This window comes from Bradyrhizobium sp. A5 (genome assembly GCF_042076515.1).
Taxonomy (GTDB): Bacteria; Pseudomonadota; Alphaproteobacteria; order Rhizobiales; family Xanthobacteraceae; genus Bradyrhizobium; species Bradyrhizobium cosmicum.
Genome location: NZ_CP148990.1, coordinates 5,214,371 through 5,229,211 on the forward strand (window position 1 = coordinate 5,214,371; position 14,841 = coordinate 5,229,211).

Consider the following 14,841-nt stretch of genomic DNA (forward strand, 5'->3'; position numbering starts at 1 on the left):
GATTGTCCCGCGAAGGATGCTGCGGCGTACCAGCATCCAAGGGACCTGCCATGCCTGTCGACACCAAAGCCGCCACCGACCGCCTCATGCGCTTTCTCGCCGTCGAGGGCGTGACCGGACAGGAGGCGGCGATCGGGCGGGAGCTCAGCGCCGCGCTGAAGGAGAGCGGCGTTCCGGCCAAGGCGATCCGGCTCGACGACGCCAATACGCGCATTCCCGTGCCGACCGAGACCGGCAACCTCATCGTCGACCTGCCCGGCCGCGGCGCGCTGCATAACCAGCCGCGCATCATGTTCATGACCCACATGGACACCGTGCCGCTCTGCGCCGGCGCCAAGCCCAAGAAGTCCGGCCGCAAGATCGTCAACGAGGCCCGGACCGCGCTCGGCGGCGACAACCGCTGCGGCTGCGGCGTCCTGGTGACGCTGGCGGCCGAGCTCGAAAAGCAGAAGCTCGACCATCCGCCGATCACGCTGCTGTTCTGCGTGCGCGAGGAGAGCGGGCTCTATGGCGCGCGCCACGTCAAGCTCGACGAGCTCGGCTCGCCGGTGATGGCGTTCAACTATGACGGCGGTTCCGCCTCCAACGTCGTGATCGGCGCGGTCGGCGCCGACCGCTGGAGCGTCGAGATCTTCGGCCGCGCTTCGCATGCCGGCGTCGCGCCCGAGCGCGGCATCTCCTCGACCATGATCATGGCGCTCGCGCTCGCCGACGTGCAGGCCGGCGGCTGGTTCGGCAAGGTGGTGAAGGGCAAGGGCGCGAGCGCGCGGATGGGCACCAGCAATGTCGGCCCGGTCACCGGCGGCGAAGGCCGCCCGGCGGGTGATGCCACCAACGTCGTCACCGATTACGTCCATGTGCGCGGAGAGAGCCGCAGCCACGACGGAAAGTTCTTCAAGGAGATCACCAAGGCCTACAAGGCCGCGTTCGAGAAGGCCGCCAAGAAAGTGACCAACGCGCAAGGCAAGTCCGGCAAGGTCAAGTTCAAGGCCGAGACAGACTATTTTCCGTTCCGCATGAAGGACAGCCAGCCCGTCATCAAGCGCGCGGTCGAGGCGGTGTCCGCGGTCGGCGGCACGCCGAACGTGCGCACCGCCAATGGCGGCCTCGACGCCAACTGGATGGTCCGCCACGGCGTTCCGACCGTGACGTTCGGCGCCGGCCAGAACGAGGCGCACACGATCGACGAGTGGATCAATCTCGACGAATACGACCGCGCCTGCGCGCTGGCCGTGCAGCTGGCAACGATGCGGTGACCGAGTTCGTAGAGCATGAGAGACAATTCGATTTATGCCGTTTTCGAGCAAGCTAAGTCGTTGATTTGACTCACATCGAAATCGCAGAAAGTCGAAAGATTCACATCCTCGTAGGGTGGGTTGGCGCAGCGTAACCCACCACTTCTGCTGCCGCGGAACCAAAGTGGTGGGTTACGCCGTGCGACTGCGCTTCGCGCAGTCGCACGGCTAACCCACCCTACAAAATAAAACACAGGGAGGCCACATGGCACGCATCGCGACAATCGAGTCCGGACTCTACCGGATCCCCCTCCCCGTCACGCTGTCGGACTCAACGCATGGCGAGATCGCGGCGTTCGAGCTGATCACCTGCCGCGTACGCGACGCGGATGGTGCGGAAGGCGTCGGCTACACTTACACCGTGGGGCGCAATGGCGGCGCGACCGTTGATATCCTCAGGCGCGAGATTCCGCCGCTGGTCGAGGGGCGCGAGGCCGACGACACCGAGGCGATCTGGCATCACGTCTGGTGGGGCCTGCATTATGGCGGCCGCGGCGGGCCGGCGGTGCTGGCGCTCTCCGCGCTCGACATCGCGCTGTGGGACCTGAAGGCGCGGCGCGCCAAGCTGCCGCTGTTCCGCCTGCTCGGCGGCTTCGACGCCCGCGTGCCGTGTTATGCCGGCGGCATCGACCTCGATCTCTCGGTCGAGGCGCTGCTGGCGCAGACCGACGGCAATCTCGCCAAGGGCTTTCGCGCCATCAAGATGAAGGTCGGCCGGCCCGATCTGAAGTCCGACGTCGCGCGCGTCGCGGCCATGCGCCGGCATCTCGGCGACGGCTTTCCGCTGATGGCGGACGCCAACATGAAGTGGACCGTGGAGGAAGCCATCCGCGCCGCCCGCGCGTTCGTGCCTTACGACCTCACCTGGCTGGAGGAGCCGATCATCCCGGACGACGTCGCGGGCCACACCCGCATCATGCAGGCCGGGGGCGTGCCGATCGCGGCCGGCGAAAACTTGCGCTCGCTGTGGGAGTTCAAGAACTACATCGTCGCGGGCGCGGTGTCCTATCCCGAGCCTGACGTCACCAATTGCGGCGGTGTCACCGCCTTCATGAAGATCGCGCGGCTCGCCGAAGCCTTCAACCTGCCGGTCACCAGCCACGGCGCGCACGACATCACCGTGCATCTGCTCGCGGCCTGCCCGAACCGGTCGTATCTGGAGGCCCATGGCTTCGGGCTGGACACGTATATCGAGCATCCGCTGGTGCTCGAGGACGGCAAAGCCCTGGCGCCGGACCGCCCGGGCCACGGCATCGGCTTCGACTGGAAGGGGCTGGCGAAGCTGGCGTAGCACTCATGCCCGCCATTCCGGGGCGCGACGAAGTCGCGAGCCGGAATCCATCGGTCCGCAGAGATTGCCGCACGATGGATTCCGGGTTCGCGCCAAGAGGCGCGCCCCGGAATGACAGAGAGAAGTGCCGCGCATTGCTGCACGCGAGGCATTCCAAGGCACTGGATGCGGGGACCGGATAATCGGCTATGGTCGCCGCAGCCGGCCCTCCTTGCGAAAGACCCCCGCCTTGACCCCCGAACTGCACCAGAAACTGACCCAGTGGCGCCGGCACCTGCATGCCCATCCGGAACTGGGCCTCCACGAGAAGGCCACTGCCGCCTTCGTCCAGGACAAGCTCACCGAGCTCGGCATTCCCTTCGAGGCTGACATCGGCGGCCATGGTGTCGTCGCGACGCTGACACGCGGGTCTGCGCAGGGCCGCGTCGGCCTGCGCGCCGACATGGATGCGCTGCCGATCACGGAGGATACCGGGCTTGGCTACGCCTCGAAAAATCCCGGCGTGATGCATGCCTGCGGGCATGACGGGCACACCGCCTCGCTGCTCGGCGCGGCCGCGCTGCTGGTCGCCGACACCAGCTGGAGCGGCACCGTCGACTTCATCTTTCAGCCCGCCGAGGAAGGACTTGGCGGCGCGCGCGCGATGGTCGGCGCGGGCCTGTTCGAGCGCTTTCCAATGACGCGGGTGTTCGGCTTCCACAACTGGCCGGGGCTTCCTGCCGGCACTATCGCGGTCCATGACGGCGTCGTCATGGCCTCCGGCGGACGCGTCAGCATCGCCATCGAGGGCCATGCCGGACATGCCGGCATGCCGCATCTGACCCGCGATCCCGTGATGGCGACGGGACATCTGATCGTGGCGCTGCAATCGATCGTGGCGCGCGGCGTCGACCCGCTCGATACCGCCGTGCTCTCGCTCTGCACGCTCGAAGGCGGCAAGGCGCGCAACCAGATCGCAGGACGCGTCGAAATCGGCGGCACGCTGCGGTATCACCGCGACGCAGTGAAGGACATCATGGTGGCGCGGATCGAACAGATCTGCGCCGGCATCGCAACCAGCTTCGACGTCAAGGTCACGCCCGAGATCGTTATGGGCGTCGGCGTGGTGGTCAATACACCTGACGAAGCGGGCCTCGCGCGCCTCGCCGCGGAGAAGGTGCAGGCCGAGGTGCGGCGCGATCTCGCGCCCAGCATGGCCGGCGAGGATTTCGCCTTCTATCTTCAAAAGCGCCCCGGCGCCTTCGTCTGGATCGGCAACGGCGAATTACGCGACGGCGCCGAACTGCACGGCCCGCGCTACGATTTCAACGACGCGATCCTGCCCGTCGCGTCCGGCTGGATGGCGGAAGTGGCCAAGACGGCGCTGGCGTCGAACTAGCTCAAGCCGGCTTGGCGGGATGGGCGGTTCGCAGGTGGCGATCGTGCAGCAGCCGCGCGAGGGCTTCGCGTTCCCCCGCAAGGCCTTTCATCGCCGTCTCGAACAGCGCCTCCTGGAGGTCGCGCGGCATGTCGAACGGCTCCAGAAGGCCTTCGCAAAGCTCGGCAAGGAGCCGAGCGGGACGCAGTGTCCGGCCATCCACGGCATCATCAAGGAAGCCAACGAGACCGCTGGCGAGATCGAGGACAAGGCCGTGCTGGACGCCGCCATCGTCGCCAACGCCCAGGCCGTCGAGCATTACGAGATGTGCCGCTACGGCACGCTGATCGCCTGGGCCGAAGAGCCCGGACACGACGAGATCGTGCGCTTCCTGACAACGAACCTGAATGAAGAGAAGGCCGCCAACACCAAGCTGAACACGGTGGCTTTGCGCAAGGGCGTCAACGCCAAGGCGGTCAACGCGGCATAGAAACGCGCAAGACCGGAGCGGCTCCGCAAATGGCGGGGCCGCCTGGCATGGTCCAATCCGCTCGGCTAGATGATCCCGCCCTGCCGCAGCGCCGCGATTGCGGCTTCGTCATAACCGAGCTCGGCCAGCACGAGATCAGTATGCTCGCCGAGCGTCGGCGGACGACTTGCAATTTCACCCGGCGTTTCCGACAGTCGGACCGCGGCGCGGGCGACCGGCGCGGACTTCGGCAAGCCGGGATAATCGACGTCCTGCAGGAAGCCGGCGGCACGGATGTGCGGATGATCCAGCGCCTGTTGCGGGCTCAGCACGGGCCCGGTCGGAATCATCGCCTTGCCCAGCGCGTCGACGGCCTCCTGCGTGGTGCGTTCGGCGCACCAGCGCGCCATGCGCTCGCTGATGACGGGGCCGTTGTTGCCGCGGCTGATGTCGTCGGCAAAGCGCGGATCGTTCAGCCACTGCTCCTCCTCGCCCATCAGCCTGGCCCAGCGCTTGAACAGCGGATGACCCGTCACCTGGCACAGCACCCAGCCGTCCCTGGTGCGGTAGATGTCGGCTGGCGCTGCGGTCTGGCCGAGATTGCCTGATGGCACGCGATTGACGTTGATGACGGCCTGCTCGATCAGCGTGGCATTGGTGAAGGACAGCGCGGTCGCAAGCAACGCGCCCTCGACGATCTGCCCGCGCCCGGATTTGGCCCGCTCCATCAGCGCGGCGAGCGTGCCGAACGCGCAATGCAGCGCGGTGCCGAAATCGACCCAGTTCACCGCGGCCCGGTAAGGCGGATCGCCGGCGCCGGTCATGTAGACCGAGCCTGACATGACCTGCCCGACGCCGTCGAAGCCGACGCGGTCGGACCAGGGCCCCGGCCCGCCGAACGCGGTGGCCGTGGTCAGGATGATGTCGGGCTTGATCGCCTTCAGCGAGTCGTAGTCGAGCTTCATCGCATGCAAGGTCTGCGGCGGCAGATTGGCGACGACGACGTCGGCAGTTGCCACCAGCCGGCGCATCACCTCCTGCCCTTCCGGCTTCATCGGGTCGAGCGTGATGCACTTCTTGTTGCGGTTGACCTGAAGGAACAGCGCGCCTTCGCCGCCTTCGCCGACCGGCGCCACGAAGCGGTCCTCGCTGCCGTCGCGCTTCTCCACACGAATGACCTCGGCGCCGAATTCTGCCAGCAAGGTCGCGCAATAGGGCCCGGCGATATAGCGCCCGAAATCGAGGACGCGCACGCCCTCCAAAACTCCTCCCATCGATCCCTTCCCTTCCATGTTCTTGCCAGATTACAGGGACTGGCTGCCACGGCAAGCCGGCAACGGACATTGCGCCTGCTCTCGAGATGTGATCGCCGGCCGGTTTCGGCCGGCGGAAATTGTGCTCTAGTATGGCGTGTCCGTCCCCCAACGAGAAGCACATCCATGCCGCAACAATTCGATCGATCCCAAGAAGATCTCGGCAATGCGATCCATTTCGAGCACGTCAACATCCAGGTCCCGGATCAGCGCCTCGCCGCGCTGTTCTACGTCACCGGGCTCGGGCTCACCCGCGATCCCTATCTGATGGTGTCCGACACCAACATGTGGATCAATGCCGGACGCAGCCAGTTTCATCTGCCGAGCGGCAAGCCGCAGGTGCTGCGCGGCCATACCGGGCTGGTGATCGAGGGCCGCGAGGCGCTGCTGCAACGCCTGGCCTCCGTCGCGAAGAAGCTCGAGGGCACGGCATTCGCTTTCGCCGAGCATAACGACTACGTCGAGGCGATTTGTCCGTGGGGCAACCGCATGCGCATCCACGAACCGGACGCGGCGCGCTTCGGGCGCATCGCGCTCGGCATTCCCTATGTCGAGTTCGACGTGCCGGCTGGAACGGTGCCGGCGATCTGCGCATTCTACCCCGAGGTCATGAACATGCCCGCAAGCTTGCGGGACGGCGACGGCACGGTCGCCGCCGTGCAGACGGGGCGCGACCAGCATCTCTTGTTTCGTGAGACCGACCGGCCGCTGCCCGGCTATGACGGCCATCATGTGCAGATGTACGTCACCGACTTCTCCGGCCCGTACCGCAAGCTGCTCGCGCGCGACCTGGTCTCGCGCGAGGACAACCAGTACCAGTACCGGTTCTGCGACATCGTCGACCTCGACAGCGGCAAGCCGCTGTTCACGGTCGAGCATGAGGTCCGCAGCGCGACGCATCCGATGTTCATGCGGCCGATGGTCAATCGCAATCCGGCGGTGAACAACCGCAACTACGCCAACGGCCACGATCAAGTGTCATGGGCGATGGGGCTGGATCAATACGAGGGATGAGCGCTGCCTGGACAATGCTGCCGAGACTAGCACGCCAGCGACAAAATCACGGCCGCCCGCACCAGCGTGACTCCAGTCACGGCGAGCAGCGGACGCGTGCGGCATCCTGTCCACAGTTGCGAGGATGATCCCGCAGCGTCAAGACAGGTGAGATAACATGGCCCATCAGATCAACAACGACGGCGCGAACTTTGAACTCTCGATCGAACAGCTCGATGAAGTCGCCGGCGGCGGCTGGTTCAGCAGCGCCACGCACTGGCTCGGGAACCAGATCCACGACGCAGGCCAGGCCATCGGCAAATTCCTCTCGAGCACGCCGGTTGCGGTGATTGCCGGCATCTTCGTCGGCGGCGGCGCGATTGTCGTCGGTGGTCAGGCTGCGACGAGGCAGAACTGAGCCTGAAGCGCGAGGCAAGACGCCCTGATTCAATTCACGACAACCAAACTCCCGGACCCCAGCCCGGGAGTTCTTTGCTGTTATCGCCAGCCACCGGTCACCTCGGTATCATCGCCGGCGCATCTCACAGCATCTGTCGCCGCGCGAATAGCGAGAAGGTTCCTCCGGCGGCGCTCAGCTCCTCGAACGTTCCGGTCTCGACAATCTTGCCGTCGACCAGCACGATGATCCGGTCGGCGCGCTGCACTGTGCTGAGCCGGTGCGCGATCACGATCCGGGTGACGTTGAGGTTTTCCAGCGCATCGCTGACGATGGCCTGGGATCGATTGTCCAGCGAGCTCGTCGCCTCGTCGAACAGCAGGACGCGCGGACGCCGCGCGATGGCGCGCGCGATCATGATGCGCTGCCGCTGTCCTCCGGAGAGAGTGCTGACACCCTCTGACACCTGGGTCAGCATGCCCATCGGCATGGCCTTGATGTCGTCTTCGATTCCCGCGAGGCGCGCAGCTTCCCAGGCTTGGTCGAGCGGCAGCCGGAGCCCGCCGCAGATGTTCTCGTAGATGGTTCCGTTCGCCAGCTTCGCGCTCTGCAGCACGACGCCAAGTTGGCGCCGCACGGCGCTGGCATCCAGCGTCCCGATCGATTTGCCGTCGTAGAACACCGCGCCCGATTCCGGGTGCTCGAACCCGAGGAGAAGCCGGAACAAGGACGATTTTCCGCTTCCGGACGGACCGACGATCGCGACGTATTCTCCCGGCGCAATCTTCAATGTGACGTTGTCGAGCACCATGGGGCCGCTCGAAAGATACCGGAACGACACGCGCGCAAGCTCGATCGATCCGGACAGCTCTCCCGGCGATGTCCGGTCGTCGGAAATCTCCGTGGGGCTGGCGATGAGAGGTCGCAGCCGGACCAGCGGCGGTATGGCGATGAGCGCCTCGCTCAAGCCGCCGGCCCAGGCGCCGATGGCGCCCATCGCCTGGCCGAAGGCGGAAAAGAACGCGAAGAACGTGCCGATGTCCTTCAGCAGATTGCTGTCCGAATAGGACGCATAGGCGAAGATGATCAGCGTCGCGATGGTGGGAAATGCGGTCTCGAATCCACCGAGGCCGTTGCCCGCGACCTGCGACGACACGAAATACTGCTTCTGGGTCGCGAACTGCCTCGACCAGATTCCCAGCGCGCGCTGCGTCGCCCCCGATACCCGCAGCTTGCCGACGCCCGTCAGCAATTGAAGAACAAATCCGCTGACCTTGCCCTGCTGATTGAAGTGCTTCGTCTCGAAATGCAGCCGGATCAGGTTGGTGCCGACGATCGCAGCCGCCCTGACTGACGTCAGCGCAAGCGCGATCAACGCCAATTTGGGACTGTAGTAGAGCATCAAGCCAAGGCTGAACACGCAGAACAGGCCGGCGATCATCCCGCGCAGCGCGTGGCCCGTCAGCGCACGCCGCGCGGCGTCGATGCCCATCGCGCGGTCGACCAGCTCGCCGGCCGTGAACTCCCGGAAGATGGCGGTCGGCAGCCTGAGCAGACGATCGATCATCGCCGCCTGCAATCGCCAGTCGATCGTCGCTTCCATCCGGAGCATGACGAGGCCTTGCATGACCTGCACACCGGCCACCGACAGCGCCGTCAGACCCAGCGCCAGCGCGCAGAACACGAGCTGGTCGAGCTCCGATCTCGGGATGATGGAGCTGATCAGCAGATTGGTGACGAAGGGTGTCACCAGGGACAAAAGCCCGATCACGGCGACCGCCAGCGCGATTCGCAGGCCGCTCCCCCGCGCGTAGCGCAGCGCGAATTGAAGAAGATCGGAAGACTTCAGGGATCGTGACGGCAGCGGCGGATAAAACATCGCCGTTTCCGGAGCGATCTGCATCGCCACGGAGCGATCGACCCGCCGACGAATTTTCGTCAACGGATCGGTCATGACATATCCACGGCCCGGCTCGTAGACCAAAGCGACGGGTTCGCGCTGCTCGCCAAGCCAGCCGACCAGCGGTCCGGCATCGGTTCTCCACCAATCCGACCGGAGCAGCACCTGTCGCAGCCGCAGGCGGGCATCCTGCGCGATTTGGGCAAGGGCGGTGAAATCCTGCCGGGCGCCGTCGATCCGTCCGGAGATCGCAATCGGCGTGCGCATCGCGCCGCCGACGATCTGGCAGGCGCCGGCCAGCCGGTCCGACCGGGATGCATCGTCCGCGTCGTGATCGAAGCGCCGCACCATGATGCCGGACAGGCGATCGAAGGCTTCCATCGATTGCGCGGCCGCGAGCGCGTTCCGATTCGCCAGACGCTCGCTTTCGTCCAGTCGCTCACGGGCCAGCATGCCCTGCACGCATGCGACGAAGCTCTGGTGAAACTGATCGATCGCCGGCCAGATCGCGCCGGCGACAGGTGCCGCACTGGAGGCAATCACCGCACACCCTTCCTCGCCGGCCTGGACCCACAGGCCGGACGTCAAAGGCAGCGGATGGCTTCCTGCCGCGTAAGCCGTCCCTGCTCCCATCAGCCTGAGCTGACCGCGCACCACGGTCAGCCAGAGCAGGCCCCGCATCGGGCCGCGGCCGCACGCGCCTGGCGGCAATGCAGCCTCGCCTTCCGGCACTTCGGCCATCTGCCACAGCGGCGCCGATCCCGCAACGAAGCGCGCGAGACGATCGATCCAGCGCATTGCCTGGGCCTCTGATGACGGCTCGGCTCTCCAACGCGCAGACGCGCGCGAGCCGTCGGTTCCGACCGCAATGAAGCTCAAGCCGCCGGCGGACGGCAGATCGGGAACGATGTCCCCGCTCTCGACCCGAAACAGATGATGTCTGCCGCCGTATCCGCCGTCGCCGACATCAACGGCAAAAATGTCGACATGGCCGGCGACAATCTCGAGCACCCAGCCATGGTGATCGAGCAGGATGGGACGGCGGCTATCCAGCGCCAGCTCGATCGGCAATTCCGCCGACGCGACAAGGCTCGCACCCGACACAATGCTTTCGACGTGACCCGTCATTCCTGAGACACCAGTCGCGCATACTCGCCGCCCAGCGCCAGCAGGGTCTCGTGCGTTCCGCGCTCGGCGACCTTCCCCTGCCGCAACACGACGATCTCGTCGCAATCCCTGATCGTGCTCAGCCGATGCGCGATGATGACGCAGGTACAGCCGGAGCGGCGCAGATTGTCGTCGATCGCCTTCTCCGTGACCGGATCGAGCGCGGCGGTCGCCTCGTCGAGAACCACGATGGAGGGACGGCCGACGAGAGCGCGAGCGATCTCGATGCGCTGACGCTGCCCGCCGCTGAAATTCGTCCCGCCCTCGTTGACATAGGACTCGTAATTGCCGGCCCTGATGGCGATCTCGTCCTGGATCTCGCCGTCCTTCAGCGCCCGGGTCAGGTCGACATCCGGAACGGTCCAGTCCCACAGCGTGAGATTGTCGCGCACCGTTCCCTCGAACAGGAAAATGTCCTGGTCCACATAGGCGATGGAGTTTGCCAGGATGTTCGGCGGGACATCCTGGAGCGGAGCGCCGTCGATCAGGATTTCACCGGCCCACGGCTTGTTGAGCCCACAGATCAGGCGGCCCAGCGTCGACTTTCCGCTGCCGGACGCGCCGACGAGCGCCACACGCGATCCCGGACTGACGGCGATCGAGAGATCGGCGATCAGAGGCGGCTCGAGCAGCGAATAGCCGAACTGCACGTTCCGGAGCTCAATGCGTCCGGCGAGCTTCGCGGGGAAGCGCTGGCCCGATGCATCATCCTTCGCCGTGTCGCCGAGCGGATAGTTGTAGACGTCTTCGAGGCGGTCGAGCGCCCCTCGGATCAATTGAAATCCGCCGGCCTGGTTGACGAGCGTCGCCACCGGCTCGGAGAAGCTGGCCATCAGCGACTGGAAGGCGACGAGACTGCCGAGCGTCAGCGATCCCTCGATGACCCGCAGACCGCCGAGGATCAGGATCGCCGTCATGGTCATGCCGGAGATCAATGTCGGGATCATGTCGAGCATGATCGAGGACGAGGCCAGATCGCGCTCGGCATTCAGAACCTTGGCCTGGATGCCGGACCATTGTCCGAACGCCTCGTCTTCGAGGCCGCTCGCCTTGATCGTCTCGATCGACCTGACGATGCTGACGACCGCTCCCAGCGACTTGCCGCGCTCCTGTGACAGTCCGCGGCTGAGATCCTCCCGGCGCCGGTGTGAGAGCCGCAGGGACAGGACGTTGAGCAGCGACAGGCCGATGCAGATCGCGGCCAGCCATATGTCGTAGATCGCCATCGCGGCGGCAAAGAATACGACGGAGGTGAGATTGAGCACGTTTGCCGCAATTCCGCCTGCCAGCAGCCGCGCGATCTGCTCGTTGGCGGCGACGCGCGTCGCGATGTCGCCGGCGTGGCGCTGGGTGAAGAACTCCATCGGGAGTGCCATCACCCGCCAGAGAAACCGGCTGATCATCACCACCGAGAGCTTGGTCTGCAGCCTCAGCAGCAGCGATTGCTGCAGCAGCGTCAGAATCGTGCGGATCAGCGCGGTGATGGCCATGCCGACCAGCAGCGGCCGCAGCCACCCCGTCAGATGCTGGATCAGGATGTCGTCGATGAAGATCTTCGAGAAGCTCGCGGCGACGAGGCCGGGAATGACCATGACGAAGCTGAGCAGGACAAGCAGTCCGGCCGTGGCCTTCGAGCCGCGAAGCTCGCGGACCAGCAGGCGCAGCCCGCCGGGCTTGCTGCCTTGCGGGACGAATCCGGCGTCCGGCTCCATGGTGAGCACGACGCCGGTAAAGCTCCTGTCGAGCTCGTCGATGCCGATGCGGCGCCGCCCGAAGGCGGGGTCGTTGATGTAAGCGTACTTCTCCTCGATCCCGTCGAGGACGACGAAATGGTTGAAGTTCCAGTGAATGATGCAAGGTGTCGGCGCGGAACGCAGTGTCGCGAGCTCCTGCCGAAATCCCTTGGCGGACAGGCCGAAGCGGCGCGCCGCCCTGACGATGTTGCTCGCCTTGCTGCCGTCGCGCGAGACGCCGCATTCGACGCGCAATTGTTCGAGCGGCACCCACCGGCCATGGAACGCGAGCACCATGGCGAGGCAGGCCGCGCCGCATTCCGCCGCCTCCATCTGCAGAATCGTCGGTGTCTTCTTGATTCCGGAGATCGGTGAAGCCTGACTATCCATCGACCCCGGTCAGCTTCCTGAGGAGGGGGACGACGAGATCCAGCGGGCGCCGGTTCCGGGTGGTGATTTCGGCCTGGGCCAGAGTGCCGCTGGTCAGGTGAACTTGCGGCCCCCGTCCGACCGCCCATCGATACCCGCTCACCGTCGACGCGTCCTGGCTCAGGGACACGGCGACAGCGTAAGGCGCGCCGTCATGCGAGAACACCTTGACGAGCTGATCGTTGTGGAGGACGGCCGTCATACCCTGGGGGGTCACGGGAAATTCGGAGACGCTCGAGACGACCCCGATCATCGTGCCGAATTCCTCGCGCTTGACGGTGCTCGGCGCCACGCGCACCTGGAAGCCCGGCTTGACGCTCTTGCCCTGATCCGCGGGGATATAGACGACCGCCTCGAGCTTGGCGCCCTCGTCCTCGATCAGGACCACCGGCGTGCCGACGCCAAGGACCGAGCCGGTCGACGTCTTGATCTCCAGCACGCGCCCGGCAATCGGACTCAAGACCCGCGAATTGCGCCCCAGGGTTCCCGCCAGCGCCTGCATCTCCCGGCGCGCATTGTTGGCCGCGAACTCGGCCTGCTGCAATTCGCGCGCGCGCTGGGTTTCGAGGTCGGCCTTCTGCGCATGAAGCTTGAGGATTTCGTTCTGCGAATCCGTCCGCCGCTGCTGGGCTTCGGTCAATTCGAGGCGGCGGTCCTCCAGCGTCTTGCGCGTTGTCAGGCCCTTTGTCATCAGCTGCTCGAGGTTCTTCACGTCGATATCGAGCGACTGAACGCGCTGGCCCGTCGCCTCGATCACCTTGTTGAAGGCGGCCTCCAGCTTCTCGAAATTGGAGGCCTTGACGGCAAGCTCCGCCGCGACCTTCGCGGCCATGTCGTCGTGTTCGCGCTGACGCTCCTTGTACGTTTCCGCGGCGTTGCCGTATTTCTGCTCGATCTCGGTTTGTGAGATCTGCGCAATCACCTGCCCGCGCTCGACATGGTCGCCGACCGAAACGCCGAGCGACGCAAGCCGTCCTTCCGCGGCGGAGACCGCATCGACGACGCGACCGCTGCCGACCAGGATTCCCTGCCCCGAGACGCGCGACGGAATCCGGCCGAAAATACCCCAGACGATCGCCGCGACCAGCGCGGCCGTCACGACGGCGGCGAAGATCCAGTCGGCCGGCCTGGTGATCGCGACGAGATGGTCGAGCTCGTCGGGCGATGCCGCACGCTGCAACGCGCTGGCGCGAAAAATCTGTTCGGCACCGGTGGTCACAGTTCAGCCTCCCACCGCCGTCCGAGAATGCGATTGAGCGATCTGCCCGGCGGCGTTAAGCTTGCGACGAGACCGGATTGAACCTGTCGAGGCGGAAGAGATCGGACGCAGCTGATGAGATGGCAAACGGATCGCATCACACCTGTCGCAACGGAACGCGTGCTCGCCGCACGGCGCGCATGGCGATGCCTTGGCGTTCTGCTCGCCACCAATGTGTGCGTGAACGCGTGCCTGGCCGGCGTTCTCAGCCAGGCCGATTTGAAGAAGGTCGAGGATCTCCGGCCGATGTTCGCGGGCCTGATGGGCGATCTCGTCCAGACCACGAAGCGGCCTGACATCACCGCCGTCGATGCAGATTGCGTCAAGTCCACGATGCAGAACCTTGTCGAGATTTCGCAAGAGCTGTCCAGTTACGAGTATCTGATCACGATCGAGAAGGAGCTGACCAACGTCGGTGAGAACGATCCGACCCGCGATGTGGTGAGATTTGCCATCGATCAGTCGACCAGCATCCTTGCAAGCCAGCGTAAGAAGATTGCGCAGCTTCCCGATCAATGTACGAGATCCGCGCTGGCGCTGGCCAAGTCCCAACAGGCGCTTCAAGTCGTGGACACGACGGCCGGGATTCTCGGTTCTATTCGCTCCCGGCTTTGAGCCGCCCGATCGCCGCGCGCGATGACGGAATGGAGACCGCCGATGGCGGTGACGGCTGACGGACGTGTCGCATAGGGTCGGACCTTGCCGGATCGTGAGTTGAAAGAGGTCATCCGATCGGATGATGCGCTGCGAATTATTGACTGGCCTGTCCGGCAAAATATTCCATGACCGGCCCGGTTGCGCGGTGATCGTCGTCACACAGGTCGACGCGCATCCTTCAATTGAATATCCCGGGCCGAAGGCCCGGGATGCGCAAGTTAAACAGCTGTGGACCTGGCTGGCCGTCAGGACATTCTGTGCGGCACGGTCGGACCCGGGCCTGAGCCCGTCGGGGGATGGGTAATCACCTTGATGATGGCTTCCGCGACTTTCAACCCATCGTGCTTGAGCCAGTCCCAGGCTGAGGACGCCTCGTGCTTGATCCAGCCCCACAGGCCGCCACCAGCGACGGCATCAAGCTCATCGAGCGAGAGCTCGCAATTTGCAAAGTCGTTGTTCGTCGGAACGCTCATCGTCGTGTCTCCCGTTGACGCTGCGAGTCCATCCCGCAACCACAGGAAACATGCCGGCGCGCCGCCGGAGCTGCTGTGATCCCGGTCACCCGGTCATCATGGGCGGTGC

The 14,841-nt window shown here is 65.3% G+C and carries 11 protein-coding genes and 1 pseudogene; 7 read left to right on the plus strand and 5 right to left on the minus strand.

Annotation, left to right across the window (positions count from 1 at the left end; all coding sequences use genetic code 11):
• Positions 1–50: 50 nt before the first annotated feature.
• The 4 genes and pseudogenes from WHZ77_RS24830 to WHZ77_RS24845 all read left to right on the plus strand — a co-directional run.
• Positions 51–1,256 carry a M20/M25/M40 family metallo-hydrolase gene (locus WHZ77_RS24830; RefSeq protein WP_375310357.1) on the plus strand — a complete coding sequence of 402 codons (1,206 nt, stop codon included), beginning with the start codon at positions 51–53 and terminating at the stop codon, positions 1,254–1,256.
• A 244-nt stretch (positions 1,257–1,500) separates the two neighbouring features.
• Positions 1,501–2,586 carry a mandelate racemase/muconate lactonizing enzyme family protein gene (locus WHZ77_RS24835; RefSeq protein ID WP_375310358.1) on the plus strand — a complete coding sequence of 362 codons (1,086 nt, stop codon included), beginning with the start codon at positions 1,501–1,503 and terminating at the stop codon, positions 2,584–2,586.
• Between the two features lie 229 nt (positions 2,587–2,815).
• A complete protein-coding gene (locus WHZ77_RS24840) occupies positions 2,816–3,964 on the plus strand; it encodes an amidohydrolase (RefSeq protein ID WP_375310359.1) in 1,149 nt (382 codons plus the stop codon).
• A gap of 130 nt (positions 3,965–4,094) precedes the next feature.
• A pseudogene (locus WHZ77_RS24845) lies at positions 4,095–4,433 on the plus strand (ferritin-like domain-containing protein); the annotation flags it as partial.
• A 65-nt stretch (positions 4,434–4,498) separates the two neighbouring features.
• Here the strand turns inward: WHZ77_RS24845 and WHZ77_RS24850 are convergent.
• The gene (locus WHZ77_RS24850; RefSeq protein WP_375310360.1) at positions 4,499–5,686 is read right to left on the minus strand and encodes a CaiB/BaiF CoA transferase family protein; all 1,188 of its coding nucleotides are present in this window, start codon (positions 5,684–5,686) and stop codon (positions 4,499–4,501) included.
• A 165-nt stretch (positions 5,687–5,851) separates the two neighbouring features.
• Between WHZ77_RS24850 and WHZ77_RS24855 the strand changes: the two genes are divergently transcribed.
• Both WHZ77_RS24855 and WHZ77_RS24860 read left to right on the plus strand, forming a co-directional pair.
• On the plus strand, positions 5,852–6,739 hold the full coding sequence (locus WHZ77_RS24855; protein ID WP_375310361.1) for a VOC family protein: 888 nt from the start codon (positions 5,852–5,854) through the stop codon (positions 6,737–6,739).
• 157 nt (positions 6,740–6,896) lie between these two features.
• Entirely contained in the window at positions 6,897–7,136 is a 240-nt protein-coding gene (locus tag WHZ77_RS24860; protein ID WP_375310362.1) for a hypothetical protein, read from the plus strand.
• Between the two features lie 124 nt (positions 7,137–7,260).
• Here WHZ77_RS24860 and WHZ77_RS24865 read toward each other — a convergent pair whose 3' ends face one another.
• Genes WHZ77_RS24865 through WHZ77_RS24875 form a run of 3 tightly spaced genes read right to left on the minus strand, consistent with a single transcriptional unit; the run spans position 7,261 to position 13,563 of the window.
• A complete protein-coding gene (locus tag WHZ77_RS24865; RefSeq protein WP_375310363.1) occupies positions 7,261–10,143 on the minus strand; it encodes an NHLP bacteriocin export ABC transporter permease/ATPase subunit in 2,883 nt (960 codons plus the stop codon).
• Entirely contained in the window at positions 10,140–12,305 is a 2,166-nt protein-coding gene (locus WHZ77_RS24870) for an NHLP family bacteriocin export ABC transporter peptidase/permease/ATPase subunit (protein WP_375310364.1), read from the minus strand. The genes WHZ77_RS24865 and WHZ77_RS24870 overlap by 4 nt, the downstream gene beginning before the upstream one ends.
• Positions 12,298–13,563 carry an NHLP bacteriocin system secretion protein gene (locus WHZ77_RS24875; protein WP_375310365.1) on the minus strand — a complete coding sequence of 422 codons (1,266 nt, stop codon included), beginning with the start codon at positions 13,561–13,563 and terminating at the stop codon, positions 12,298–12,300. The genes WHZ77_RS24870 and WHZ77_RS24875 overlap by 8 nt, the downstream gene beginning before the upstream one ends.
• A gap of 159 nt (positions 13,564–13,722) precedes the next feature.
• Between WHZ77_RS24875 and WHZ77_RS24880 the strand changes: the two genes are divergently transcribed.
• Entirely contained in the window at positions 13,723–14,217 is a 495-nt protein-coding gene (locus WHZ77_RS24880; protein ID WP_375310366.1) for a hypothetical protein, read from the plus strand.
• A 287-nt stretch (positions 14,218–14,504) separates the two neighbouring features.
• Here the strand turns inward: WHZ77_RS24880 and WHZ77_RS24885 are convergent, their stop codons facing one another.
• Complete coding sequence (locus tag WHZ77_RS24885; protein ID WP_375310367.1) at positions 14,505–14,732, minus strand: hypothetical protein; 228 nt, start codon at positions 14,730–14,732, stop codon at positions 14,505–14,507.
• Positions 14,733–14,841 lie beyond the last annotated feature (109 nt).

What these genes read in the sequence shown, in the direction of transcription:
- WHZ77_RS24830 (WP_375310357.1), top strand. Translation starts at nt 51, where the DNA reads ATGCCTGTCGACACCAAAGCCGCCACCGACCGCCTCATGCGCTTTCTC.
- WHZ77_RS24835 (WP_375310358.1), top strand. Translation starts at nt 1,501, where the DNA reads ATGGCACGCATCGCGACAATCGAGTCCGGACTCTACCGGATCCCCCTC.
- WHZ77_RS24850 (WP_375310360.1), bottom strand. Translation starts at nt 5,686, where the DNA reads ATGGGAGGAGTTTTGGAGGGCGTGCGCGTCCTCGATTTCGGGCGCTAT.
- WHZ77_RS24855 (WP_375310361.1), top strand. Translation starts at nt 5,852, where the DNA reads ATGCCGCAACAATTCGATCGATCCCAAGAAGATCTCGGCAATGCGATC.
- WHZ77_RS24860 (WP_375310362.1), top strand. Translation starts at nt 6,897, where the DNA reads ATGGCCCATCAGATCAACAACGACGGCGCGAACTTTGAACTCTCGATC.
- WHZ77_RS24865 (WP_375310363.1), bottom strand. Translation starts at nt 10,143, where the DNA reads ATGACGGGTCACGTCGAAAGCATTGTGTCGGGTGCGAGCCTTGTCGCG.
- WHZ77_RS24870 (WP_375310364.1), bottom strand. Translation starts at nt 12,305, where the DNA reads ATGGATAGTCAGGCTTCACCGATCTCCGGAATCAAGAAGACACCGACG.
- WHZ77_RS24885 (WP_375310367.1), bottom strand. Translation starts at nt 14,732, where the DNA reads ATGAGCGTTCCGACGAACAACGACTTTGCAAATTGCGAGCTCTCGCTC.